Raw genomic sequence first — 24,805 nt, 5'->3', positions numbered from 1 at the left:
GGCTCAGTGGGCAAAGTATCGGTAGGCGATATATAGCACGATCACGACCGCCGCGCCGATGCCGACGATCTGGCCGAGGCGCTTCTCGATGAAGTGGCGGATCGGCTCGCCGTAACGACGCAGCAGCCAGGCAAGGAACAGGAAGCGGGCGCCGCGGGCGATGATCGCCGAAACGATAAAAAGCGGCAGGCTGACATGGATGACGCCTGACAGGATCGTGACGATCTTGATCGGCGGCAGATGCGCCAGACCCGAGGTGACGAGCAGCAGCAGGATCGTCTCGTAAGTGACGTAGGATTTCATCTGCTCGAATTGATCGAGCTTTCCATAGAATTCCAGAACCGGGCGCGCCACGGTTTCGTAGGCAAAATAGCCAAGCGCCCAGCCGGCGATGCCGCCCAGCACCGATGCGACGGTGGCGACGATCGCGTAGCGATAGGAGCGTTCGGGCTTGGCAAGCGCCATCGGCAGGAAGAGCACGTCAGCGGGAACCAGAAAGACGGAGCTTTCGACGAAGGCGATGACGGCGAGCCAGACTTCGGCTGATTTCTTCGAGGCCAGAGACATGGTCCAGTCGTAAAGTCTGCGGAGCATCCGTTCCCTTTCTCTGTTGCGACGCACAAAGCATTAGGGGGCGATCATTGCGCTGTAAATGCTCGGGCTGCGGCTTCCCGGCGTTCGCGTTGAAAATTTTCGTGATCTGATGCACGTATTCCCTCCCAAGATCTTGCGGGATGGCAAAAGCGCCAAACTACGTCAGGCTGGGTTGTCGTTCGACGAATCCGGGCATGTCATGAAATTCAGGGTCATAGAGGGCGGGCTGAGTTCCGCAGGTGAGCGGGATAGGCAAGCGAGCGGTCGCGGGCCGGAGCGAGAGGATATCAGGCGCGAGGCAGTTCGTCGTTTGAGCACCAGCGGCTATCACCGTTCCCGCATTATGGAAGCAGCCGGCGTGTCGATGCCGCCGGCGTTCCAATATTTCGCCATGCAGATCGATTTCGCTGCAGACGCTATCTGCCAGCTCGATCCCATCCCGGCCGATTTTCGTTCTGATCTTTACTGGCCGAAGCTGGATGAAACTGCGACGGCGTGATCCGCTTACGACAGGTCCATGGATTTTTCCCACTGCTGGCGCATGACGTTCATTTCGGTGCGCTTCTGCGCCATTTCGCTGACGATGGCGCGAAGGTTGGGGTGACGAGACATGAACATATTGAAGTCGCGCCGTTCCAGCACTTCGAACTGGCAGAAATCGACGGCGGTGACATCAGCCGTGCGGCGTCCACCGCTGAGCAGCGCCATTTCGCCGAAGAAGGCGCCGGGTTCGAGTCGCACGGCACCACTTGCCAGCCGCACCTCGACCGCGCCGGAGGAGATGAAATACATGCTGTCGCCGCGGTCGCCGCGGCGGATGACGCGTTCGCCGGGCGAGGCGAGTTTGGGGTTGAACAGCAAGAGCAGTTCCTCAAGCGCATCCTCGCCAACTTCGGAGAAAAGCGGGAAGGTCTCGACCAACTGCTGGATCCGCAGATGATGCTGGCGTGCGCGCTCCTCGCCGAGCGCCCTGATCTTTTCCAATTCCCGTGCCAGGGCGTCCTGGTTTTTCCGGCCGTAGCTTTCATGCAGGCGCGGCCATTTCACCCTGATCTTGCGGTTCAGCTTCTCCGCCACGAAGATGACGAGCGGGTTCAGCGTGATGGAAAGGATTGCGGCGGCGAGGATCAGATCCTGTCCTTCATGCGGCAGGAGCCCGAGCGAAACGCCAAGGCTGGCAAGGATGAAGGAGAATTCGCCGATCTGGGCAAGGCCGCCGGCGGCCGTCAGGCCCATGCCGATCGGATAGCGCAACAGGACGACAATCCCGAAAGAGATGATTGCCTTGCCGACAATGATCAGTGCCAAAGCACTGATCACGGCCAGAGGCTGCTGCACAATGATCGACGGATCGAAGAGCATGCCTACGGAAACGAAAAACAGCACCGAGAAGGCATTCTGCAGGGGCAGGGAATCGGCGGCGGCGCGATGGCTGAGATGGGATTCGCTCATGACCACGCCGGCGAAGAATGCGCCGAGCGCAAAGGAAACGCCGAAGATTGCCGCCGAACCGAAAGCAATGCCGAGCGCGATGGCGAGCACGGTGAGCGTGAAGAGTTCACGCGAGCCGGTGCGGGCAATCAGCGTCAGAAGCCAGGGCACGATGCGCGGCCCAAGGAAGATCGCCATAGCGGCAAAGGCTGCGACTTTCAGCAAGGTGAGTACGATGGTGGCCGAAAGCGGCAGGTCGAGGCCATGCGAGGCGGCGTCGCTCGCATGCCCGCCCAGAAGTTCGGCGAGGGCCGGCAACAGCACGAGCGCCAGTACCATGGCGAGATCCTCGACGATCAACCAGCCGACGGCCACGCGCCCGCCGGCTGTATTGACGAGGTTGCGCTCTTCCAGCGCCTTCAGGAGTACGACCGTGCTGGCAACCGAAAGGCTGAGGCCGAAGACGATGCCGGCGCCGAGGCTCCAGCCCCAGAGCTCTCCGAGGCCGACGCCGAGCAGGGTGGCAAACAGGATCTGACCGATCGCGCCCGGCACGGCGACGCCGCGCACGGCCAAAAGATCGGATGCGGAAAAGTGCAGGCCGACGCCGAACATCAGGAGGATCACGCCCATTTCGGCGAGCTGGCTCGCAAGCTCGGTGTCGGCCACAAAGCCCGGTGTGAACGGTCCCATGAGAATGCCGGCGAAGAGATAGCCGACCAGTGGCGGCAGTCGCAGCCTGTCGGCGCAATAGCCAAGAACCGCCGCAAAGACGAAGCTTATGGCTACCGTCGCAATCAATCCTGCGTCCTGATGCATCATCCCTCTCAAAATGCCCCGCGGCCGGCACTTTAGGATGAAGCACCGGCAAAGTTAAAGAGTTGATTTCGATGGATTAGGCCTAAATGGACGGCTTTTTGAGCGGAACCACTAGGCTCCCCTGTCGTTGCCTATACATGACGACAAGGAGAAGAGAGATGCAAAAGATTATCATCAACTGTGCAATCGCTGCCCTTGCCCTGGGCTCGGCTGCAGCGCCTGCAATGGCAGACAGCGTGACGGTCACACGCGAGCGTGCCTATGACGGTTATGACCGGTATGACCGTGACCGGGTTCGCCCCGGCGTTACCATTAGTGATCGCGGCATTGCGTTCGGCGCGGTGCGCGAACGGGACCGTGACCGTTGCGTCACCCGCAGTGTGACCCGTCAGACCGATGAAGGCACTGTCACAAAAACGGTCCGACGGTGTGATTGAACAGTAGCCTGAGGCACTCTACTCCGCTGGGACTCAGCATCGTCCGCCCTCGCCCTTCGGGGCGTGGGCGAAGTCTAAAATCCATTTATTCAGAGATATTTGGTGCCCCATGCCGGGGTCGAACCAGCACTTCTTTCGAAACTCGATTTTGAGTCGAGCGCGTCTACCAATTCCGCCAATGGGGCAGCGAAATACGAGGCGGCTGTCTAACATGCGTTCGCCCGCGCGTGCAAGACGGCGGGCGAAGTTTTGGCGTTTGGAAATCGAGGTTTAGTGGGCGACTGCCTCACTCGGGGCCGTGAGGCCGGATTTCTTCAGAGTGATCGCCAGGACCGAGGCCAGCAGGCAGAAGGCGCCGGCAATGAAGAAGGCTGGCAGGTAGCTTTCCAGCGCCGTGCGCGACAGGCCGGCGCCATAGGCAGCGGTTGCAGCGCCAAGCTGGTGGCCGGCGAAGACCCAGCCGAAGACGAGGCCGGCTTTTTCACGGCCGAAGCGATCGGCGGCGATCTTGACGGTCGGCGGCACGGTGGCGATCCAGTCCAGGCCATAGAAGACAGCGAAGATCGACAGGCCGTAGAAGCTGAAATCGCTGAAAGGCAGGAAGAGCAGCGAGAGGCCGCGCAGGCCGTAATACCAGAAGAGCAGCCAGCGATTGTCGAAGCGGTCGGAGAGCCAGCCGGAGCCGATCGTGCCGAAGAAATCGAAGATACCCATGACGGCGAGAACGCTGGCGGCTGCGACCGGCATGATGCCGAAATCGCCGCAGAGTGTGACGAAATGCGTCTGGATGAGGCCGTTGGTGCTGAGCCCGCAGATGAAGAAGGTGGCAAACAGGATCCAGAAGGTCGAGGTCGTTGAAATGTCCCTGAGAACCGTGATCGGCGTTGCAAGCGCTGCGCCGAGCGTGCCTCGGGCCGGGGCCGGCGCAACCTGGGTTTCGCCGACTGAGGGCAGGTTTACGTCAGAGGGGCGGTCGCGCATGAAGAGCAGCACGAGAAGGGCCGCGACCATGATCATGGCACAGACGAAGAAGACGGTGGCGCGCCAGCCATAGCGTTCGGTCAGCTCAGCCATCAGCGGCAGGAAGACGAGCTGGCCGGTTGCCGAACTTGCCGAGAGCATGCCGACGACAAGGCCGCGATGCTTGACGAACCAGCGCGTGGAAACCGTGGCTGCCAGCACCATGGCCGTCAAGCCCGTGCCGAAGCCGACGACAATGCCCCAGAGCGCCAGCAGATGCCAAAGCTTGGTCATAAACAGCGAGCCGACGAAGCCCGCGCCGATGAGGGCGAGTGCGAAGACGATGACCTTGCGGACGCCGAAATAGTTCATGAAGGCTGCCGCAAACGGACCCATCAGGCCGAAGAGGATCAGGCGGATGGCAAGCGCGGAGGAGATCTGCGAGGTTTCCCAGCCGAACTCATCCTGCAGCGGCTTGATGAGGACGCCCGGTGCGCCCATTGCGCCGGCGGTCACCAGCATCGTCAGGAAGGTGGCGGCGACGACAACCCATCCATAGTGAATGTTTCGCCGGGCAAGGGATGATGCAAGGACTGCAGAGACCATGGGCAAATTCCGTTTATGACCTGAGGACCATATACAAGACCGCTTTACATGACGGCCATCATATTTGTTGCGTATTGATGATGGACATCATATAAATTGTCAAGCGACCAATTCCGGAGACGAAAAATGCGGGTCAGCCGCGAGAAATTTGCAGAAAACCGCGAGAAGATTCTGACGGTAGCCAGCGTGCTCTTCCGCGAGAATGGGTTCGACGGCGTCGGTGTTGCCGACATCATGAAGGCTGCAGGTCTTACACATGGCGGGTTTTACGGCCATTTCGAATCGAAGGACGACCTTGCGCTGGAAGTCAGCCGCAAGCTGATCGAGCGCGTGGAAGAACGCTGGCGTGAGATGATCGCCGCTGAACCAGACAAGCCGCTTCAGGCGTTGCTCGATCACTACATCGATTGGTGCACGGTCGACGATCCCGGCGGAAGCTGCGTGTTCGCCTCGTTGATCCAGGAAGTCAGCCGCAGCGAAGGTGCGGTTCGTGCAACCTTCAGCGAGGGCTTGTCCACGCTGGTCGATGTGTTGAAGGAGGTGGTGCCGGGGGCGACGGAGGAAGAGCGCCGCGCCAATGCAACGACGACGCTTTCATCGATGATGGGGGCCGTCATTCTTGCCCGCGCGGTCGAGGATCGGGCGCTCGCAGAGCAGTTTCTGGTCACGATGCGCCGCAAGCTCGACCCGGCGCAGTAATCCCAAAGTCCGGACACAAACCGCGACACGCTTTTACTGGAATTGCTTTAGTCTCGGAAGGCGATCACCGCATGGCTTTCCACGATTTCGGTGAAGGTGCCGTCCGGCGACAGAGCGGCGAGTTCGCTGCGGAAGGCTGCCTCGAATTCCTCTGTCTTGTCGCCTAGCGCCTGTGGAGAGGTAACGGACATGGAAAAGGCGCGGCCGATGATATCCTCTGTTCCGATTACCCGTTCGTTGACGATGCCGATGCGTTCGAGGTTGCGGAAGGGGGAGCGCAGCAGAACCGCCTCATGCGGTCCGAATTCCTGCGCGCGGCGTAGTTTACGCTCGGCGCTTTTTTCCGGCGAATAGGTCTCCGACAACTGATGCAGCACGTCACGCCAATCCGGTGTCGCTGCGATATGTCTGTCGGAGAAGAGAACGACGGCTCCGCCCGGATCGATGAGCTTTTCTAGGACTGCAAGCGTCGCCGGGCGGTCCATCCAATGGAAGGAGCGGCCCAGGACAGCAAGTTTCAGCGGCGCCAGATCCGGGTTGAGATCGTAAGAGGAGCCCTGGATGAGCCTTATGTTCACGGCGGCTTCGGCTGCATTTTCGCGTGCGGCATCCAGCATTTCCGGCTCGGGATCGACCCCGATCACATCAGCGCCGGCGAGGCGTGCGAAGGCGACGCCGAGCGGTCCTGGTCCGCAGCCGAGATCGAGCACGCGGTCGCCGGGTTTCAGGCCGGTACGTTCGGCGACGCGTCCGATCAGCCTGTCGGGATAGGGGACGCGGAAGCGGCTGTAGTAGACGGCAGTGGTGCGAAAGCGGCGGGCTTCGTAGGGAACGATGGTCATGTGGACGGTCCTCTGTTTGCCGCAAACCGCTAAGGCTCAACTGTGATCGGCTCGTGATGGTTTTTTGCTACGGCGCGGGCCGCCTCGAAAGAGACCACGTTTTCCCGCTGGAGCGGCATGATCTGCTTCAATAGATCGCGGCCCAGCTCACACAGCGGGCACCAGCATGGGAGTCCCGATATCGGGAAAGGAATGAGCCTCTCTCCATATTGGCGGAGGGAGGCCGTCACTCGGCAGCTTATTTGAAGCCGGCGACGTTGTGCGGGATATAGGGTGCTTCGAGTGCGGCGATATCATCGGCGCTGAGTTTCACAGTCAGTGCACCGACGGCGTCCCTCAGGTGTTGCGCCTTGGAAGCGCCGATGATCGGGGCGGTGACGGCGCTCTTCTGCAGGATCCAGGCGGTGGCGACCTGCGCGCGGGAAACGCCATGGGCCCTGGCGATTTCGGCAACCTTCTCTACGATCTTGCGATCGGCATCTTCGGCCTGCTTATAGAGCGTCTTGCCGAATTCGTCGGTCTCGCTGCGGTTGGTCTTCTCATCCCAGTCACGGGTCAGGCGGCCGCGGGCAAGCGGGCTCCAGGGAATGACGGCAATCTTCTGATCCTCGCAGAAAGGCAGCATTTCGCGCTCTTCCTCGCGGTAGAGCAGGTTCACGTGGTCCTGCATGCTGACGAATTCCGTCCAGCCATTGAGGCGCGAGGTGTAGAGCGCCTTGGCGAACTGCCAGGAATACATGGAGGAGGCGCCGATATAACGCGCCTTTCCTGATTTCACGACGTCATGAAGGGCTTCCAGCGTTTCCTCGATTGGTGTCGTGTAGTCCCAGCGGTGGATCTGGTAGAGGTCGACGTAATCGGTGCCGAGGCGGCGCAGGCTGTTGTCCATTTCGTCGAAGATCGCCTTGCGCGACAGGCCGGCGCCATTCGGTCCGGGCCGCATGCGGTTGAAGACCTTGGTCGCGAGTACGATATCCTCGCGCTTGGCGAAATCCTTGATGGCGCGGCCGACGATCTCCTCGGAGGAACCATTGGAATAGGTGTTGGCCGTGTCGAGGAAATTGATGCCGAGATCGATCGCCTGTTTTAGGAGCGCGCGGCTTTCCTCTTCCGGCAGGCTCCAGGCGTGATTTCCACGGTTGGGATCGCCATAGGTCATGCAGCCGAGGCAGATCTTCGAGACTTCGAGACCGGTCTTCCCGAGTTTTACATATTCCATGAAAGTGCTCCGCGATGAATTTCAGCGACTCCCCAGGCGCATGCACATGATGTAGCGCAGAAATCGCCGAAGTCTCAGCGAGCACACGGAGAATGTGTTCTGCAGCTAGCGCAATAATACGTGATGAGCGGGCGGGATGTCGTCTTATCCATGCGGATTACAATGCTTGCGCATTCGGTCGGTGAGGTGTTAGCTGGTGCAGCATTTTACCGGATCATGCCCATGAAACTGCCGCCCGGCGATCGATATGACACGCTCTACCGCGATTTCTCCTGGCAGATATCAGAGGATTTCAATATCGGCCGCGCCGTCTGCGACGATTGGGCCGCGCGTGACCCTGATCGCGTCTGCCTCGAACATTTCAGTCCCGACAGCCACCATCTCTCATTGACCTATGGCGAGCTTGCCGCCCGTTCCTCATCTTTCGCCAATGCGCTTTCAGCGCTTGGTATCGGCAAGGGGGATCGTGTGGCGCTGCTCCTGCCGCAATCCTTCGAGACGGTCATTTCGCATGTGGCGATCTACAAGACGGGCGCGATCGCATTGCCGCTCGCGCTGCTTTTCGGTGTCGAGGCGCTGGAGTACCGGCTGAAGGCTGCGGGTGCGGCAGTTATCGTCACCAATGGTTTCGGGCTCGGACGCATCAACCAGATCCGCGACCGACTGCCTGACGTCAAACATGTCATCAGCGTCGAGGGAGCCTCCGCAAGCACGCTCGGCTTTGCCGATCTGGTCTCTGCCCATTCTTCCACTTTCGAAATTGCGCAGTCAGGCCCGGACGAGCCGGCGCTGATGATCTTCACGTCGGGCACGACGGGGCCGCCGAAGGGCGCGCTGCATGGCCACCGGGTTCTCGCCGGTCATATTCCCGGTATGCAGTTTGCCCATGAGGGTTTCCCGCAGACGGGAGACAAGGTCTGGACGCCATCTGACTGGGCCTGGGCCGGCGGGCTGCTCAATGCGCTGCTGCCGAGCCTGCTGCTCGGCGTGCCTGTCGTTTCCTCGCCGGCACAGAAATTCGATGCGGACATGGCCTATCGCATCATGGCCGAGATGAAGGTGCGTAATGCCTTCATTCCGCCGACGGCACTCCGGCTCCTGAAATCCGTCGAGGAGCCGCGCTCGAAATACGATCTCGTGCTGCGCACGATCGGTTCGGCAGGTGAATCCCTGGGGCGCGAAACCTACGAGTGGGTGCGCCGTACGCTCGGCGTTACCGTCAATGAATTTTACGGGCAGACGGAGTGCAATTTCGTGCTGTCTTCGAGCGCTGCCTTCGGGGTGACGAAGGCCGGTGCAATCGGGCGCGCTTCACCCGGCCACAGGGTGGCTGTTGTCAGCGACGAGGGCGACGAGTTGCCGGTCGGCGAGCAGGGGCAGATCGCTATCGCCAGCCCCGATCCGGTGATGTTCCTCGGCTACTGGAACGACCCCGATGCGACCAGCAGGAAGTACGCCAAGGGATGGATGCTGACTGGTGATATCGGGAGGCAGGATGCGGAGGGCTACGTCACCTTTGCCGGCCGTGACGACGACGTCATCACCTCGTCCGGCTACCGCATAGGGCCTGCAGAGATCGAGGACTGTCTCATAGGCCATCCGGCCGTCCAGCTTGCTGCGGCCGTCGGCAAGCCCGATGCGCTGCGTACGGAGATCGTCAAGGCCTATATCGTGCTTTCGCCGGGCTACAGCCCGAGTGCGGAGCTGGCAGCGGAAATCCGGGACTGGGTGAAAACCCGGCTTTCGATGCACGAATATCCGCGCGAGGTCGAATTCGTCGATGCGCTGCCGCTGACGACTACAGGCAAGGTCATCCGCCGGCTGTTACGGGAAAAGGCTGCAGCGGAAGCCGAAAACTAGAGCATCTCCGTTTCTCTCCAAGTCACGGAAATACTCTATCTATTGGTTTTTTACGCAATTCCGGACGCAAAGCCGCTGCGCAGTTTTGCTGGAATTGCTCTAGCCGCGGCCGGCAAGCGACATGATCTTCTCGCGGAGCATCTTCGCCATGTTGCGGGTGCTGCGGTACATGTGAAGCTGGGCCGCGACCTGACGCATGTCGCGGTCGCCGTTCTGGGTGAGGCCGATCACCAGTGTGCCCATCTCCTCGCGTTCCTGCCAGAAGCGGCTCATGATCGGATGATCGGAGACGGCGCAGGAATCCGAACGTACGACATTGGCGTCGTCGAGATGCCATTCCGTCAGTTCGCTCATCAACAACTTGCCCGGCGAATAGCGGGAGTAGCTTTCGTCATAGGCGGTTTTCCAGGTATAGGCCTCGCCGCCCATCATCAGCACGACCACGGCGGCGATCGCCTTGCCGTTAATGTCGATCGTGTGGATGCGCACGGCATCGACTTCCGCCAGATTGGAGACGGCCTCGCGGGCGAAGGCGGTGTGATAGCGGTCGGTCACCAGCGCGCTGCGGCGCTTGCCTTTCCAGCCGCCGGCCTCCAGCGCCAGGAATTCCTCGAAGCGCATGTGAATCTCTCGCGGCTGGCGGGCAACGGTGTGGACGACCGTGCCGAGCTCATCGAGCAGCCGCCACTGGCGACGCATCTCGCGCAGGTGAGAGGAGGATACGGTGCGGCCGAGATAAACCATCGCGTCGTCATCGCTCTGCAGCATCGGCCGCTCATAGGGATTGGCGACGGTTAGCGGTAGGTTGCGGCTGAGCGCTACTGCCTTTGCCATGCGCACGAAGATGCCGTTCAGCCGAACATCCGGCAGCACCAGCGTACCCGGTAGGCCGAGGTCCGGCGTGATCAGGCCTTCGAAGAGGTTGTCCAGCGTCTCGGCCGCATCCTCGGCGTCGACCAAGGGGGTGCCGAGCGGACCGAAGCTGTTTGCCCAGCCGCGGATGATCGACGGGCCGACGGCGAAACCGGGTTTGTCGACAGAGAAGGGCATGAGCAGGCGCATGCGGCTGCGATGTTCGTTCTCGTCGCGGATGATCGCGAAATTGACCTGCCGGTCTTCCAACCGCGGCATGGCAGGCGCCAGGAAACGGCCGCTGAAGAAGACGTTCGGCTCCATCGCGCGGTTGGAGAGGAAGTCCAATTCTTCCTGCAGATCGTAACCCAGCTTACCAGGGTAAAGGCAGAGCTCGCGCCCCAGCCGGCCGATTTCGATCCGTGCTTCAGCCTGCGGTGCTTCGAACTTGAGCGCGGCAAGATCGTGAACCATGCGGTTCGCGTTGCTGTCGGTGCTCTCGGTGATGGGTGGTACACGCACCATCTATCGGGCTCTCATTTCTGGCGTTGCGGCGGAAGGGGTTGCGAAGGCGAAAAGCGTAAAGCCGAGTGCGCGGCGCACGAAGACATGCAGCAGGATCGCTTCCACGGCCATGGCGGAGGCCGTAGCGATCGCCGTGCCGACGATGCCATAGTGCGGGATCAGCAGGATATTGAGGCCGACATTGGCGGCAAGCGCTCCAGCGTAAAGGGCGACGCAGAGATTCTGCTTGCCTGCCATCATCAGCAGCGTCTCGGCGGGACCGACCAGTGCCTTGGTGAGGATGCCGGCCAGCAGGATCACCATCAGCATATAACCGGCCGTGAATGCGCCCCCGAAAAGCGACAGCAGCAGATGCCCGGCCGCCAGGACCGCGAGACCGATGGCGAGGGCAGGCCAGAAGGTCCAGCGGGCAGCGTCGACGGCCGCAGCCGCGAGATCGGCCCGGTTGCCTTCGGCGATAATCGAGGAGAAGCGTGGGCCGGAGGCGGCTTTCACCGAGAAATTGATGAAATGCACCAGAGCCATGGTCTTGGCCGCTGCAAAGTAGATCGCGACGTCATGCGGCTCCAGGAAGATGCCGACGATCACGACATCGGAATTGGTCAGCAGGAAGCTCACGCCTTCGATCAGGAAGATCGGGAAGGCGACGCCCAGCCATTCCACGAAATCTACCTTGCGGGGACCGGTATTGTAATGCTTGCGCATCCGATAGAGGGTGGCGGCATATTGGCCGAGCGCGGTGACGAAGGTTGCCGCGAGTGCCGCCTGCATGGCGGTGACTGCCGTGTGCGGTGCGCCGAAGAAGATCGCAGTCAGCATGAAAAGGATGATGAGGATCGGCCTGACAATATAGACCGGACTGAGCGCCATGACGGGCCAATGATTGGCCCGCGACGTGCCCTCGAGAATGTCGCCGAGCGCGATCATCGGCATGGCCATGAGGCCGAGGAAGATCGGCACCAGATAATAGCTCTCTATCCTGTCGCCGAAGAAATGCAGGCCAAGCATGCCGGCGATGAGAACGGTCGTACCCGAGAGCAACGCGAAAACGCGCGCGGTGCCAGTCAGGCCGCGGATTTCGGCGAAGGCGCCGGCGGCGCGATATTGCGGCAGGAAGCGGACGATCGCGGTGTGAAAACCGAGGCAGGAAAGATCACCGCAGAGGACGACCAGCACCCAGACGAAAACGAAGATGCCATATTCATATTCGCCCATCAGCCGGGCGAGCACGATCTGCGACAGGAAGGCAAGGGCGGCGCTCAGGATGCGGATCGAAAAAGCGATCAAAGCCATGCGCTGTGCGGCTGCCTTGTCGCCCCGTTCGGTCAGCACGGCGGCGAGCATACGCAGCACGCGGCCGGCGATCGGCCGCAGCCCCGCGGGCAGCATTTTTTCCGCTGTTTCTATGACCGCCATTTTAACACGCAAAACTCTAAGGGCAGGGCATTCGCACGGCCAAGTCTTGCCAGATCAGAGTTAAGAAACGGTATGCCCAACGAGGCGGCATTGCCTGTCGCGCTGATCCATAATTGGGCGGAAATTACCCAAGAAAAATGGCGCCCGAAGGCGCCATTCTCAGACCTGTTCGAAAGCACCGTGGCAGTGCTTGTATTTCTTGCCCGAGCCGCAGGGGCAGGCCTCGTTGCGGCCGACCTTGCCCCAGGTCGATGGATCGTTGGGGTTGCGGTTTTCCGGCGGGACGGTGATTTCAAGCGCCTGATAGGTCGTATTTGTAAACTCATCCTCGCCAGTCGTCGGATCGAGGTGATGGGCCTGCATGACCGGCGGTTCCGGCTGCTGCGGAGCCTGCTGTACCAACTCGACGCGCATCAGCTGTGCGGTGACGGCCTGACGCAGGTTGTTGAGCAACGCCTGGAAGAGTTCGAAGGCTTCCGACTTGTATTCCTGCAGCGGATCGCGCTGGGCGTAACCGCGGAAGCCGATGACGGAACGCAGATGGTCGAGGTTGACGATGTGCTCGCGCCACAGATGATCGAGCGTCTGCATGACGACCTGGCGCTCGACATAGTGCATGATATCGGGGCCGAAGCGCTCGACCTTCTCGTTGAAGGCGGCGTTGGTGGCTTCCGTCAGGCGTTCGCGGATATCGTCTTCGCCAATGCCTTCTTCCTTCACCCAGTCCTCGATCGGAAGGTCGAGGTTGAGGATGTTGGCGGCCTGCGTCTTCAGGCCGACGGCATCCCACTGCTCGGCGTAAGCGCGTTCCGGAATGTGGGTCGTGACCAGATCGTCGACCACTTCACGACGCATGTCGGATACGGTCTCGGAAATATTCGGCGCTTCCATCATCTCGACGCGCTGTTCGAAGATGACTTTGCGCTGGTCGTTCAGAACGTCGTCGTATTTCAGAAGGTTCTTGCGGATGTCGAAGTTGCGGGCTTCGACCTTCTTCTGCGCGCGTTCCAGAGCCTTGTTGATCCAGGGATGGACGATCGCCTCGCCCTCCTTGAGACCCAGCTTCTGCAGCATGCTGTCCATGCGGTCGGAGCCGAAGATGCGCATCAGGTCGTCCTGAAGCGACAGGTAGAACTTGGAGCGGCCGGGATCGCCCTGACGGCCGGAACGGCCGCGCAGCTGGTTGTCGATGCGGCGGCTTTCATGGCGCTCGGTGGCGATGACGTAGAGACCGCCTGCCGCAAGCGCCTGCTCCTTGAGTCTCTTGATCTCTTCGCGGATTGCCTCGACCTTGGCGTCGCGTTCGGAACCCGGTTCGACTTCGCCAAGTTCATGCTCGATACGCATGTCGAGGTTGCCGCCGAGCTGGATGTCGGTACCGCGGCCGGCCATATTGGTGGCGATCGTCACCGCACCCGGCACACCGGCCTGGGCGACGATATAGGCTTCCTGCTCGTGGTAGCGGGCGTTCAGAACCTGGAAGTTCGAGAAGCCCTGCTTGCGCATCAGTTCGGCCAGGAATTCCGACTTTTCGATCGAGGTCGTGCCGACAAGCACCGGCTGGCCGCGCTTGTGGGCGTCCAGGATCTCGGTGATGATCGCCTTGTACTTTTCTTCGACCGTCCGATAGACCTCGTCGTCTTCGTCGATACGCTGGATCGGCAGGTTGGTCGGCACTTCGAGAACGTCGAGGTTGTAGATGTTGCCGAATTCTTCCGCTTCCGTCTGGGCCGTACCGGTCATGCCGGCAAGTTTGGCATACATGCGGAAATAGTTCTGGAAGGTGATCGAGGCCAGCGTCTGGTTTTCCGGCTGGATCTGCACCTTTTCCTTGGCTTCCAGCGCCTGGTGCTGACCTTCGGAGTAGCGGCGGCCCGGCATCATGCGGCCAGTGAATTCGTCGATAATGACGATCTCGCCGTTGCGGACGATGTAGTCCTTGTCACGCTGGAACAGCTTGTGGGCCTTCAGCGCATTGTTGATGTGGTGAACGATCGCGACGTTCTCGATGTCGTAGAGCGAGGCGCCCTTCAGGAGGCCGGCCTGCTTCAGCAGGTTTTCCAGCTTCTCGGTGCCGACTTCGGAGAAGTTTGCCGAACGTTGCTTTTCATCGATCTCATAGTCTTCCGGCGTCAGCAGCGGAATGTAAGTGTCGATGGTGTTGTAAAGGTCGGAGCGGTCGTCGAGCGGGCCGGAGATGATGAGCGGCGTGCGCGCTTCATCGACCAGGATCGAGTCCACTTCGTCGACGATGGCGAAGTTATGGCCGCGCTGGACCATCTGGTTCGTCTCGTACTTCATATTATCGCGCAGATAATCGAAGCCGAGTTCGTTGTTGGTCGCGTAGGTGATGTCGCAGGCATAGGCGTCGCGGCGCTCCTCGTCGGAAAGGCCGTGGACGATGACGCCCGTGGTCAGGCCGAGGAAGCCGTAGAGGCGGCCCATGGTCGCCGCGTCACGCTGAGCAAGATAGTCGTTGACGGTGACGACATGCACGCCCTTGCCGGCAAGCGCGTTCAGATAGACCGGCAGGGTCGCGACGAGCGTCTTGCCTTCGCCGGTCTTCATTTCGGCGATGGCGTTGGAATGCAGGATCATGCCGCCGACGAGCTGTACGTCAAAAGGTCGCATGCCGAGGACGCGGCGGGAGGCTTCGCGCACGACCGCGAAGGCCGGGATCAGGATATCGTCCAGCGTTTTGCCTTCTGCAAGGAGAGCACGAAACTCCACCGTCTTTGCGGCAAGCTGCTCGTCCGTCAGCGCCTTGGTCTTCTCTTCAATAGAGTTGATTGCGGCGACGTTCGGCTGGAAGGATCGCACACGGCGATCGTTGGCTGAGCCAAATAACTTGCGGGCAATACCGCCAAAGCTGACCATATGACTGGTCCTTTCTGAATATTCTTCCCCGACGTTTCTTATTCGCTACCCAGCCGAAAAACAGGCGCACGCTTGAAAACGCCCGGAAACTGTTCTGGACGCGAGGTTGCGTGACAGATAAGAGGGGGGGCAAATGATGTCAACGGATTTGGCTGATATAGAAAGGCCACATTCCGGTGTTGAAGGCTGTTTTCGGGCTGGATTCACGAAAGCTGAAGCCGGCGGGTATAATTGTGAAGGGTTATTTGATGTTGAGCACCAACAAACTTGCTGCGCTGGCGTTTACGGCCTTCGTCGCCTTCCAGGCTCCGGCCTATGCCGATGATGCCGTCGTCGCCAAGGTCGGCAATCTGGAGATCCACCAGTCGGAACTCGATCTGGCCGTGGCCAATCTTGACCCGCAGCTCGCGCAGCTCCCTGATGACCAGAAGAAGGTCGCCGCACTTTCTGCTGCCATCGATGTGAAGCTGCTTGCTGCCGACGCCACTGCCGAGAAGCTCGACCAGACTGATGATTTCAAGAAGCGCATGCAGTATCTGACCGACCGTGAGCTTCATAACGCCTACTTCAAGAAGCATGTTGTCGACACCGTAACCGATGCCGACGTGAAGGCACGCTACGACAAGGAAGTCGCCGCCCTGCCGAAGCAGGAAGAAGTTCACGCCCGCCATATCCTCGTCAAGACCGAGGACGAAGCCAAGGACGTCATCAAGCAGCTCGACGCCGGCAAGGACTTTGCCGAACTCGCCAAGGAAAAGTCCACCGATCCGAACAAGGATGACGGCGGCGACCTTGGCTATTTCTCCCGCGGCCGCATGGTCAAGGAATTCGAGGATGCAGCCTTCGCTCTCGAAAAGGGCACCTATTCCAAGACCCCTGTGAAGACCGACTTCGGGTATCACGTCATCAAGGTCGAAGATAAGCGCGACGCTCCGCCGCCGCCGTTCGACCAGGTGAAGGATCAGGTTCGTCAGCTCGTCATGCGCGACAAGTATCTTGCGCTCCTGAACGATGCGAAGGCTAAGTCCAAGGTCGATATCACCGACGAAACGCTTCGCAAGGGCTACGAAGACGCCAACAAGCAGCCGGATCCTGGTGCCGAACCCGCGCCAGCTCCGGCACCGCAGCAGTAATTATCGCATCAGGGCCCGGTTCTTCCGGGCCCTTCATTAGATCCGGATGATTTTGGGCCTGATCGGCCTAAAATCTGAATCCGGATCTAAATCAAAAAATAGAGCATGATGTCGTCCGAAAACCGCTCACACTTTTCGGCATCATGCTTGAGCATCGTTTGTTGTCGCATTTCCGGACCGGCGAACTGGTTTCCATTTCGCCTGGAAATGCTTATTGGCAGGTCACATCCCATGTCCGCTACCGTTTCTCCGCTTGCCCCGAAAACCTTTGCCTCGTTGCCCGCGCTTCGCGGCGTGCGCATGGCGACCGCTTCCGCCGGCATCAAATACAAGAACCGGACGGATGTGCTGATGATGGTTTTTGATGCGCCGGCTGCCGTTGCCGGCGTCTTCACCAAATCGAAGTGCCCCTCCGCGCCCGTCGATTTCTGCCGGGCCAACTTGCCGCACGGCACGGCACGCGCCGTCGTCGTCAATTCCGGCAATGCCAATGCCTTCACGGGCTTGAAGGGTCGCGTTGCGACTGAGCTCACCGCAAAGTCGGCCGCCGCTGCCGTCGGCTGCGGCGAAAATGAAATCTTCCTTGCCTCGACCGGCGTCATCGGCGAACCGCTCGACGCCACCAAATTTGCCGGTGTGCTCGACAAGATGCATGCCGATGCGACAGGCGACTTCTGGTTCGAGGCCGCCAAAGCCATCATGACCACTGACACCTATCCGAAGGTTGCGACCCGCACCGCCGAGATCGGTGGCATCAAGGTGACGATCAACGGCATCGCCAAGGGCGCCGGCATGATCGCGCCTGACATGGCAACGATGCTGTCCTTCGTCGTCACGGATGCCGATATCGCGTCTTCCGCCCTGCAGTCTCTGCTGTCTGCCGGTGTTGAGCCGAGCTTCAACTCTATGACCGTCGACAGTGACACCTCGACCTCGGACACTCTGATGCTGTTTGCGACGGGTGCAGCCGCGGCTGATGGACAGGCTCGCATCACGAGCGCGGACGATCCGCAGCTCGGTGCATTCCGCGCAGCCCTCAACGAACTCCTCAAGGATCTGGCGATCCAGGTCGCCCGCGACGGCGAGGGCGCCACGAAGATGCTCGAAATCACCGTGACCGGTGCCGAGAGCGATACCGCTGCCAAGGCGATCGCTCTTTCCATCGCCAATTCGCCGCTGGTCAAGACGGCGGCTGCAGGCGAGGACGCCAATTGGGGCCGTATCGTCATGGCCGTCGGCAAGGCCGGCGAAATGGCCGATCGTGACCGGCTCGCCATCTGGTTCGGCGATGTGCGTGTTGCTGTTAATGGCGAGCGCGACCCTTCCTATTCCGAGGATGCGGCCTCCGCCGTGATGAAGAAGCAGGATATTCCTGTCAAAGTCGATATTGGCCTCGGCTCCGGCAAGGCTACGGTCTGGACCTGCGACCTCACCAAGGAATATGTTGCGATCAATGGCGACTACCGGAGCTGATCGTTCGTTGATGCAGGCATCCCTTCCGAAGCAGAACCTGCCGCTGGTCCGGCGGCTGGAAGCCGTGGGCTTTCGCGCCTGGCCGGCCGCTTCCGTGCAGTATGATGGAAGCTGGCAGGTCCGCCTGACGGCGGGCCATCCCTCCAACCGGCTGAACTCCATCGTGCCGCTTGATCCCTCCGACCATCGCGATGTCGAGATCAGGCTGGAGAAGGCAAGCCGCAAATTCGAGGCCTATGGCCGTCCTGCCGTCGTACGCGAGACGCCGCTTGCCTCGCCTGTTCTGATCGACCTGATCAAGAAACAGGGATGGAAGCGTTTCGATGAAACGGCCGTCATGGTCTGCGATATCTCGCAGGCCGATCTGCCCGATACGCTCGATCATCTTCCGACCCACGATGTCGGCCGGTTCGTCGATGCCAATCTCGCCGTCGATCAGGCGCAGCTTTCTCTGAAACCGGCGCTTGCCGAGATCATATCGGCAATCAAGCCGCCATCCGGCCTTTTCATGATTGAGGATACCGTCCACGGCTCGCTGGCAACGGTCCTCTGCGTGCAGGACAACGATCTTGCGGGCATCATGTCGCTTTCGGTCGCTGACAGCCATCGCCGCAAGGGGCTCGGCATCGAGATCCTGACTTCTGCACTCCGCTGGGCGCGGATGCGCAGCGCCCGTACCGCCTGGCTACAGGTGAAGCTCTCCAACGCACCGGCGATTGCTCTTTATGAGCGTCTCGGTTTCCGTGATGCCTATCACTATTGCTATTGGCAGGAGCGCTGCGAATGAGCGACGCCGGAAGGAAGCTGCTCCTGGTCGCAGCCTGTGCGCTGATCGATGCGGACGGGCGTATCCTTCTGGCACAGCGGCCGGAAGGCAAGTCCCTTGCCGGCCTGTGGGAATTCCCCGGCGGTAAGGTCGAACCCGGCGAGACGCCGGAGGAAACGCTGGTGCGTGAACTGAACGAAGAGCTCGGTATTTCGACGAAGGTGGCGTGTCTTGCGCCGCTGACCTTCGCCAGCCACAGCTATGATACGTTCCACCTGTTGATGCCGCTTTATGTCTGCCGCCGTTATGAAGGCATTCCGCAGGGCCGTGAGGGCCAGGCAATCAAATGGGTGCGCCCGCAGGCGCTGCGCGATTATCCGATGCCGCCGGCCGACGAGCCGCTCATCCCGGTACTGCAGGATCTACTTTAGCTTTTACTGATTATTGAGGCGAAACGTCGATTTCGCCTGTGGATATTAATCGATCATTTAGCACCTTCTGGCAATGATCGGCCTCACTCAAGCAACTGGCGTGTGTGTATTTAAGGGCTTGACGTCATGGACGACGATTTCTGGAAAGCTGTGCGCGAAAAGGAACGTGCTTCTTCGTCTGCTTCGCGCAGGACGGGGGCGCTCAATATTGCCCTTCTCTTCGGCACGGCCGTAGTGGCGCTGACCCTTATCCTGACGCCAATGCTGGCGGATTCTTCCAAGAAGAGCGTGCTTGCCAGCGCGCCGGCCGATTTCGACACGATCACCACCGGCTCCATCCCGAAGACCGAGAACGGCCCGAAGAGCGAGAACGGCAAGCGCTATACAATCCGCCGCAGCGTGCTCCAGGATACGCCTGGTTCGGTCTGTGTCGTCCAGGGCTACGGCGTCGGCGCCGGCTGCTGAGGAAATGAGGTTTCCTTCGCCGGAGGCCGCGAATTTCATTGCTGTCTTGCGCGCAAAAGGGTTGGGTTGATGAATTTGCTGAAGAAATTTCTGGCAGACAGAAGCGGTGCGACGGCAATCGAATATGGATTGATTGCGGCGCTGATGGCGGTTGCCCTTATTGGGGGGCTGGGTGTGTTCACCAATGGCCTGCGCGGCGTGTTCAACACCGTCGAGAATAACCTGACGATCAACTGAGCTGTCCGTTAGAGTGCCGCGCGTCCATTCGGACGCACGGCACTCTAACTCTTTGAATCTACTCATCAGGCTTTCCGAAAATCGATTCCGATTTCGGGCCGATGCTGTAGGCCTCACTGCCTGAGCTTCTGCTCTTCCACCTTCAGTGCGTCAGCAAGCCGCGCCTTGGCCGTTCCTGGCTTCAGCGGCTGCTGCTGGCTTTCATGCGGTGCCCATCCCGACACATAGATCACTGAAAATGTCGCGCGGATGCGGCCGTCGGGGTCCGAATAGCGCTCGGCATAGATTTCAGCGGCGCGCAGGAAGAAGGCGCGCGTCAGTGGCTTACGGCTGCGGGCAGCGAGCGGATTGGCCATGCCCATCGCTCTCAGGTCGCGCATCAGCGGAAAAATTGAATCATAGCGCACCGTATAATTCTCCGCGTCGATGACGGGCAGCGCAAAGCCTGCGCGCTGCAGCAGACCGCCCACATCGCGGACATCGGCGAAGGGGATGACGCGCGGGCTTGCACCGCCGGTCATCTCGATCTCGGTCGCGAGCAGTACCTCGCGCAGTTCCTGCAGCGTACCGGCGCCCGGAATGGCGGCCAGGAACAGGCCGTCCGGCTTCAATGCGCGGCGGATCTGAATGAAGACGCCGGGTGTGTCGTTGGTCAGGTGCAGGTTGAGCGGTGCAATTACCAGATTGGTCGATTGGGGCGCGAGCGGCACGTCTTCGAGCGGCGCGTCGAGAAAAGGTTCGCCCGGCGCGACATAGCGGATGTTGCTTTCCACGCGGGTGAGGCTGCCGACCTTGCCGGTCGCGATCGCCGCACGGGCGGCCGCGCCCGTGGTGCCGTGCAGTTCCACCGCATGTTCGAACCTGCGCTCCACGACGGCCAGGCGGTCTGCCAGTTCCTCGGCGGCGATATCGAGCAGGAAGCCCGCTTTGGGATCATTGTTTGCGAGCGCGCGCCTACGGTTTGCGGCGATCTGCGCCTTATCGAAGATGATATCCATGGCGATGTCCATATTCCGCCATCCGGCAGGCGGCAAGGCGATTTTCCTTTGGCGCGCGACGCGCTAGTCTGCCTCATATGGGGACGATCGAGATGAAAAGTGAGACGGGGTGGGTATGGGCGCAGCTTCTGCGACCCTTTTCGGTACTTGCCGATCTTGTCTATCCTCCGTCCTGTGCGGCTTGCGGTGTTTCGACAGGCGGCCATCGCGGGCTCTGTGCCAAATGCTGGTCCGAGGTCCGTTTCATCGAACGGCCCTATTGCGAGGTGCTCGGCCTTCCCTTTTCCCATGATCTCGGGGCCGGCATCCTGAGCGCCGAGGCGATCGCCAATCCGCCGCCCTTCGATCGGCTGCGTTCAGCAGCCACCCTTGATCATGCCGTTCGCACTCTTGTACACGGCCTCAAATACCGGGATCGTACCGATCTCGCGCCGATGATGGCCGGCTGGATGCTGCGCGCGTCGGACGACATGGTCGAACGCTGCGATGCCGTCATTCCGGTTCCCCTTCATCGCACCCGCATGGTGTCGCGCAAATTCAACCAGGCAGCGGAGCTTGCCCGACATTTGGCGGGGCTTGCAGGAAAACCGCTGTTGCCGGGAACGCTTCTGCGTGTGAAGCGTACCAGCCAGCAGGTTGGTCTTGGTGTACGGGCGCGCGAGGACAATGTCCGCGGCGCTTTTGCGGTCGCCGCGGGCAGGGAAAGCGATGTCTTCGGCAAACGCATCGTGCTTGTCGACGACGTCTTTACGACAGGGGCGACAGTTGGTGCGGCAACGCGTACGCTGCGCAAGGCGGGGGCTGCCGATATAACGGTTTTGACCTTTGCAAGGGCTATTGCAGAAACTATATGACAGAAAGAAAACAGCACTGTCTGGAGACCTTCATGGTACCCGTTGCCATCTATACGCGTCAATTCTGCGGCTATTGTGCACGCGCCAAATCTCTTCTTGAAGAGAAGGGCGTCGACTATGTCGAACATGACGCGACCTTCTCGCCCGAGCTTCGCCAGGAAATGCTTGGCAAGTCGAACGGCCGCACCACCTTTCCGCAGATTTTCATCGGCAGCACCCATGTCGGCGGTTGCGACGATCTCTACGCGCTCGATCGGGCAGGCAAGCTCGATCCGCTGCTGGCAGCCTGAGGAAGAGCGATGAGCTTCACGGCCGCTGCCATCCAGATGTGTTCCGGTGTCGATCCGGAGCGGAATGCCGCTTCGATGGCGCGCCTCGTCCGAGAGGCTGCTGCAAAGGGCGCAACTTACGTGCAGACGCCTGAAATGACCGGCATGCTGCAGCGTAACCGCGCGGCGGCAAAAGAAGTGCTGCGCGACGAGAGCAATGACATTATCGTCAAAACCGGCTCGGCGCTTGCGGCCGAACTCGGCATCTTCATGCATGTCGGCTCGACGGCGATTGCGCTCGACGATGGTAAGATGGCCAATCGCGGTTTCCTCTTCGGACCTGACGGCAAGATCCTGAACCGTTACGACAAGATCCACATGTTCGATGTCGATCTCGACAATGGCGAGAGCTGGCGCGAAAGTGCAGCCTACAGGCCGGGCTCGGAGGCGCGCGTTCTGTCGTTGCCGTTTGCCGAGATGGGTTTCACCATCTGTTACGACGTGCGTTTCCCGCAGCTTTTCCGAGCGCAGGCGGTTGCCGGTGCTGAAGTGATGACTGTTCCTGCCGCTTTCACGAAGCAGACCGGCGAGGCACATTGGGAAATCCTGTTGCGGGCGCGCGCCATTGAAAACGGTGTCTTCGTCATCGCCGCAGCGCAGGCCGGCATGCATGAAGACGGACGCGAGACATTCGGCCATTCTATGATCATCGATCCCTGGGGCAAGGTGCTGGCGTCAGCCGGTCCGACCGGCGAGGCGGTCATTCTGGCGGAGATCGATCCGGCGGCTGTGAAGGCCGCGCATGCCAAGATTCCGAACCTTAAGAACGGTCGGGAGTTTTCCATCGAGAGGATTGCGGGGGAAATTTCAGGAGGCGTAGCAGCGTGATCCGCTATTCCCTTATTTGTGAGAATGCCCACGAATTCGAAGGCTGGTTTTCTGAAGGCGCCGATTTTGACCGGCAGGTCGCAAGCGGCTTTCTGACCTGCCCCATCTGCAATTCCGCTTCCATCTCCAAGTCACTCATGGCTCCCTCCGTCTCGACCGCGCGCAAGAAGGAAGAGATGCAGACGGTCGCGATGGACACGGCCCGCCGCGAAGCCTTCCTGAAGCTCAAGGAAGCTGTCGCCGCGATCAAGGCGAATTCCGAGGATGTCGGAACCCGATTTCCCGAGGAAGCTCGCAAGATCCACTACGGTGAGGCGGATGCCCGCGGTATCATCGGCCAGGCAACGCCCGACGAAGCTGAAGCGCTGGTGGAAGAAGGCATCGAGATCGCCGCCCTGCCGGTCTTGCCCGAAGACGTGAACTGATATGCCGGCGGCTGGTCTTTTATGATTTGGGCCTGCGTGCGGTGTGATCAGGCCGGCCGTTTTGCCAGCAGCATGTAATTCACATCCATGTCCTTCGACAGGTTCCACTGGTTTGCCAGCGGATTGAAGAAGACGCCCGTGCGGTCGACAATCTCGAGACCGCTTGCGGCAAGCGGCTTTTCCAGTTCTTCCGGGCGTACCAGCTTCTCATACTGATGCGTTCCGCGCGGCAGCCAGCGTAGGACATTTTCGGCAGCGAAAATGGCAAGTGCGGCCGCCTTCATGGTGCGGTTGATCGTGGCGACGAACATCAGGCCGCCCGGCCGGACCATGCTGGCGCAGGTATTCATGAAAAGCTCGACATCGGCCACATGCTCCACCACTTCCATGTTGAGCACGATATCGAAGGTCTCGCCTGCCTCGGCTAGTTGCTCAGCAGTGACGGCGCGATAGTCGACCGCAACACCCGATGCCTTGGCATGGGTAGAGGCGATGCCGATGTTCTTTTCCGAGGGATCAGCGCCGACGACCTCGGCGCCCATTCGGGCGACCGGCTCCGATAAGAGGCCGCCGCCGCAGCCGATATCGAGCACGCGCAGGCCTTCAAGCGGCTTGGCAGTCTTCGGACTGCGCGAAAAATTCTCTGCTGCCTTGTCGCGGATATAGGCCAGGCGAACAGGATTGAACTTGTGCAGCGGCTTGAACTTGCCCGTCGGGCTCCACCACTCGGCTGCCATGGCGGAAAAGCGATCGACTTCGCTCTGGTCGATGGTGGTCTTTGCCGCTTCGTTCATCTGCCGCTCCTTAATGTCCTATCAGTGAAGTCGGATGATCGAGGCGATAAGTCAAGGGCGCTCAGGTCGCACCGAAGGCTTGGCAGGGACCGTAAAAAATAGAGCTCGTCTGAAGGCAGTAAAAACCCCGCGTCTTCGCGGGGTTTCGGATCCAAGGTGACGCCGATTCAGCGGCACTGACGGCGCGGGCCGTAGGTGGGCTGGTATGTGTTATCGTATGCGCGGTACGAGCGATAACGGCTGTAGCAGTATTCGGCATGTGAACTGCCCGCACTCACGCGCGGCTGCGAGGCTATGATACCACCGATGATCGCGCCGGCGGCCAGACCACCGATAATGGCGCCAGTATTGTCATGGCGGCGATAATAGCGGTCGCGGTAGTAGCGGTCCCCATAATAGCGGTCGCCATAATAGCGGCGGTCCCTGTCCCATCCGCGATCATAGCTATAACGGTCCGAATAGCGGTAATTGCGGCCCCAACCCTGGTTATAACGAGGGCATTTCGTGAAGTTGTTGCAGCCGACCTGAAGAAGCTCGGCCTGGTCTCCGGCGGTTTGGGGTTGCGCTGCCGACTGAGCAGGGTTTGCCGTATAGGCAGGCCCCGCCCAGGCAGGCATTCCGGAGAATGCGGTTGCTATCGACAGTGCAATTATCGCTAATCTTCTCATTCTACTCACCAGCTTTCTTGACGTATCTATTGCTGTTTAAACGCATTTAGGACCACTAAGTTCAATCGCTTTCATGCTCCGGTTTGACGGGTACGGTGAAAGGGGTGTTTTGTAGCGGGCGGCGGGGACCTTTCTTGCGAACTCCTGCCGTCTCCACTTCACCCTTTTCCCGCCCTTGCCACCCCCTGTCAAACTCGCTAAGAGACGCGCCAACTTTCGTCCTTGGTTGGCGGGGCTTTAGAAGCGTTCTAGAAACCAGTATTTCCG

25 protein-coding genes and 1 tRNA gene are annotated in these 24,805 nt (G+C 60.3%); 14 read left to right on the top strand and 12 right to left on the bottom strand.

From position 1 onward, the window contains the following. Positions 1-3: 3 nt before the first annotated feature. A complete protein-coding gene (locus PMI11_RS31400) occupies positions 4-594 on the bottom strand; it encodes a YqaA family protein (RefSeq protein ID WP_007825535.1) in 591 nt (196 codons plus the stop codon). A gap of 199 nt (positions 595-793) precedes the next feature. Here PMI11_RS31400 and PMI11_RS31395 point away from each other — a divergent pair, with 199 nt between their 5' ends. Next, a complete protein-coding gene (locus PMI11_RS31395; protein WP_037072556.1) occupies positions 794-1,093 on the top strand; it encodes a hypothetical protein in 300 nt (99 codons plus the stop codon). A 5-nt stretch (positions 1,094-1,098) separates the two neighbouring features. Here the strand turns inward: PMI11_RS31395 and PMI11_RS31390 are convergent, their stop codons facing one another. Continuing rightward, entirely contained in the window at positions 1,099-2,844 is a 1,746-nt protein-coding gene (locus tag PMI11_RS31390; protein ID WP_007825533.1) for a cation:proton antiporter domain-containing protein, read from the bottom strand. Positions 2,845-3,002: 158 nt separating this feature from the next. On the opposite strand from PMI11_RS31390, the gene PMI11_RS31385 reads away from it, so the two are divergent. Then, the gene (locus PMI11_RS31385; RefSeq protein ID WP_007825531.1) at positions 3,003-3,281 is read left to right on the top strand and encodes a hypothetical protein; all 279 of its coding nucleotides are present in this window, start codon (positions 3,003-3,005) and stop codon (positions 3,279-3,281) included. Between the two features lie 100 nt (positions 3,282-3,381). Here PMI11_RS31385 and PMI11_RS31380 read toward each other — a convergent pair. After that, positions 3,382-3,466: transfer RNA gene (locus tag PMI11_RS31380), tRNA-Leu, on the bottom strand. Between the two features lie 85 nt (positions 3,467-3,551). After that, entirely contained in the window at positions 3,552-4,847 is a 1,296-nt protein-coding gene (locus tag PMI11_RS31375) for an MFS transporter (RefSeq protein WP_007825528.1), read from the bottom strand. A 126-nt stretch (positions 4,848-4,973) separates the two neighbouring features. Here PMI11_RS31375 and PMI11_RS31370 point away from each other — a divergent pair, with 126 nt between their 5' ends. Then, positions 4,974-5,546 carry a TetR/AcrR family transcriptional regulator gene (locus tag PMI11_RS31370; RefSeq protein WP_007825526.1) on the top strand — a complete coding sequence of 191 codons (573 nt, stop codon included), beginning with the start codon at positions 4,974-4,976 and terminating at the stop codon, positions 5,544-5,546. A 47-nt stretch (positions 5,547-5,593) separates the two neighbouring features. On the opposite strand, the gene PMI11_RS31365 is transcribed toward PMI11_RS31370, so the two are convergent. Next, positions 5,594-6,388: a class I SAM-dependent methyltransferase gene (locus PMI11_RS31365; RefSeq protein WP_007825521.1), complete on the bottom strand. Its 795-nt coding sequence runs from the start codon at positions 6,386-6,388 to the stop codon at positions 5,594-5,596. 238 nt (positions 6,389-6,626) lie between these two features. Continuing rightward, positions 6,627-7,607: an aldo/keto reductase gene (locus PMI11_RS31360; RefSeq protein WP_007825518.1), complete on the bottom strand. Its 981-nt coding sequence runs from the start codon at positions 7,605-7,607 to the stop codon at positions 6,627-6,629. A gap of 222 nt (positions 7,608-7,829) precedes the next feature. On the opposite strand from PMI11_RS31360, the gene PMI11_RS31355 reads away from it, so the two are divergent. Beyond that, the gene (locus tag PMI11_RS31355) at positions 7,830-9,467 is read left to right on the top strand and encodes an AMP-binding protein (protein WP_037072554.1); all 1,638 of its coding nucleotides are present in this window, start codon (positions 7,830-7,832) and stop codon (positions 9,465-9,467) included. Positions 9,468-9,566: 99 nt separating this feature from the next. Here PMI11_RS31355 and PMI11_RS31350 read toward each other — a convergent pair whose 3' ends face one another. From PMI11_RS31350 to secA, 3 genes are all read right to left on the bottom strand, one after another. Further along, entirely contained in the window at positions 9,567-10,844 is a 1,278-nt protein-coding gene (locus tag PMI11_RS31350) for a GNAT family N-acetyltransferase (RefSeq protein ID WP_007825516.1), read from the bottom strand. Then, positions 10,845-12,260, bottom strand: a complete 1,416-nt coding sequence (locus PMI11_RS31345) for an oligosaccharide flippase family protein (protein WP_007825515.1) — start codon at positions 12,258-12,260, stop codon at positions 10,845-10,847. 159 nt (positions 12,261-12,419) lie between these two features. Beyond that, positions 12,420-15,137: a preprotein translocase subunit SecA gene (gene secA / locus PMI11_RS31340; RefSeq protein ID WP_007825514.1), complete on the bottom strand. Its 2,718-nt coding sequence runs from the start codon at positions 15,135-15,137 to the stop codon at positions 12,420-12,422. A gap of 248 nt (positions 15,138-15,385) precedes the next feature. Here secA and PMI11_RS31335 point away from each other — a divergent pair, with 248 nt between their 5' ends. From PMI11_RS31335 to PMI11_RS31305, 6 genes are all read left to right on the top strand, one after another. Beyond that, entirely contained in the window at positions 15,386-16,270 is an 885-nt protein-coding gene (locus PMI11_RS31335; protein WP_037072548.1) for a peptidylprolyl isomerase, read from the top strand. A gap of 231 nt (positions 16,271-16,501) precedes the next feature. Continuing rightward, positions 16,502-17,743: a bifunctional glutamate N-acetyltransferase/amino-acid acetyltransferase ArgJ gene (argJ, locus tag PMI11_RS31325; RefSeq protein ID WP_007825511.1), complete on the top strand. Its 1,242-nt coding sequence runs from the start codon at positions 16,502-16,504 to the stop codon at positions 17,741-17,743. Beyond that, complete coding sequence (locus PMI11_RS31320) at positions 17,724-18,530, top strand: GNAT family N-acetyltransferase (RefSeq protein WP_037072547.1); 807 nt, start codon at positions 17,724-17,726, stop codon at positions 18,528-18,530. The genes argJ and PMI11_RS31320 overlap by 20 nt, the downstream gene beginning before the upstream one ends. Further along, the gene (gene mutT / locus PMI11_RS31315) at positions 18,527-18,940 is read left to right on the top strand and encodes an 8-oxo-dGTP diphosphatase MutT (protein WP_007825507.1); all 414 of its coding nucleotides are present in this window, start codon (positions 18,527-18,529) and stop codon (positions 18,938-18,940) included. The genes PMI11_RS31320 and mutT overlap by 4 nt, the downstream gene beginning before the upstream one ends. A gap of 126 nt (positions 18,941-19,066) precedes the next feature. Then, entirely contained in the window at positions 19,067-19,405 is a 339-nt protein-coding gene (locus PMI11_RS31310; RefSeq protein ID WP_007825505.1) for a hypothetical protein, read from the top strand. A gap of 69 nt (positions 19,406-19,474) precedes the next feature. Then, complete coding sequence (locus tag PMI11_RS31305) at positions 19,475-19,642, top strand: Flp family type IVb pilin (RefSeq protein ID WP_007825504.1); 168 nt, start codon at positions 19,475-19,477, stop codon at positions 19,640-19,642. Positions 19,643-19,755: 113 nt separating this feature from the next. Here PMI11_RS31305 and PMI11_RS31300 read toward each other — a convergent pair whose 3' ends face one another. After that, positions 19,756-20,640, bottom strand: coding sequence for a methyltransferase domain-containing protein (locus PMI11_RS31300; RefSeq protein WP_037072553.1), 885 nt, complete (start codon positions 20,638-20,640; stop codon positions 19,756-19,758). A gap of 77 nt (positions 20,641-20,717) precedes the next feature. Between PMI11_RS31300 and PMI11_RS31295 the strand changes: the two genes are divergently transcribed. From PMI11_RS31295 to PMI11_RS31280, 4 genes are read left to right on the top strand one after another with little or no spacing between them, the layout of a single operon-like run. Beyond that, complete coding sequence (locus PMI11_RS31295; protein WP_037072546.1) at positions 20,718-21,494, top strand: ComF family protein; 777 nt, start codon at positions 20,718-20,720, stop codon at positions 21,492-21,494. A 32-nt stretch (positions 21,495-21,526) separates the two neighbouring features. Then, positions 21,527-21,784, top strand: a complete 258-nt coding sequence (gene grxC / locus PMI11_RS31290) for a glutaredoxin 3 (RefSeq protein ID WP_007825499.1) — start codon at positions 21,527-21,529, stop codon at positions 21,782-21,784. 9 nt (positions 21,785-21,793) lie between these two features. Next, positions 21,794-22,651 (top strand): carbon-nitrogen hydrolase family protein, encoded by an 858-nt coding sequence (locus PMI11_RS31285; protein WP_007825498.1) that lies wholly within the window; start codon positions 21,794-21,796, stop codon positions 22,649-22,651. Further along, positions 22,648-23,076 carry a DUF1178 family protein gene (locus PMI11_RS31280; RefSeq protein ID WP_007825497.1) on the top strand — a complete coding sequence of 143 codons (429 nt, stop codon included), beginning with the start codon at positions 22,648-22,650 and terminating at the stop codon, positions 23,074-23,076. The genes PMI11_RS31285 and PMI11_RS31280 overlap by 4 nt, the downstream gene beginning before the upstream one ends. Positions 23,077-23,123: 47 nt before the next feature. On the opposite strand, the gene ubiG is transcribed toward PMI11_RS31280, so the two are convergent. Beyond that, positions 23,124-23,870 carry a bifunctional 2-polyprenyl-6-hydroxyphenol methylase/3-demethylubiquinol 3-O-methyltransferase UbiG gene (gene ubiG, locus PMI11_RS31275; protein WP_007825496.1) on the bottom strand — a complete coding sequence of 249 codons (747 nt, stop codon included), beginning with the start codon at positions 23,868-23,870 and terminating at the stop codon, positions 23,124-23,126. A 167-nt stretch (positions 23,871-24,037) separates the two neighbouring features. Further along, complete coding sequence (locus PMI11_RS31270) at positions 24,038-24,538, bottom strand: BA14K family protein (protein WP_007825495.1); 501 nt, start codon at positions 24,536-24,538, stop codon at positions 24,038-24,040. Positions 24,539-24,805 lie beyond the last annotated feature (267 nt).

It is taken from the genome of Rhizobium sp. CF142, assembly GCF_000281145.1.
In the GTDB taxonomy this organism is placed as follows: Bacteria; Pseudomonadota; Alphaproteobacteria; order Rhizobiales; family Rhizobiaceae; genus Rhizobium.
Note: the sequence above shows the minus strand (reverse complement) of the source record. Positions and strands in the feature narration are given on the sequence as shown.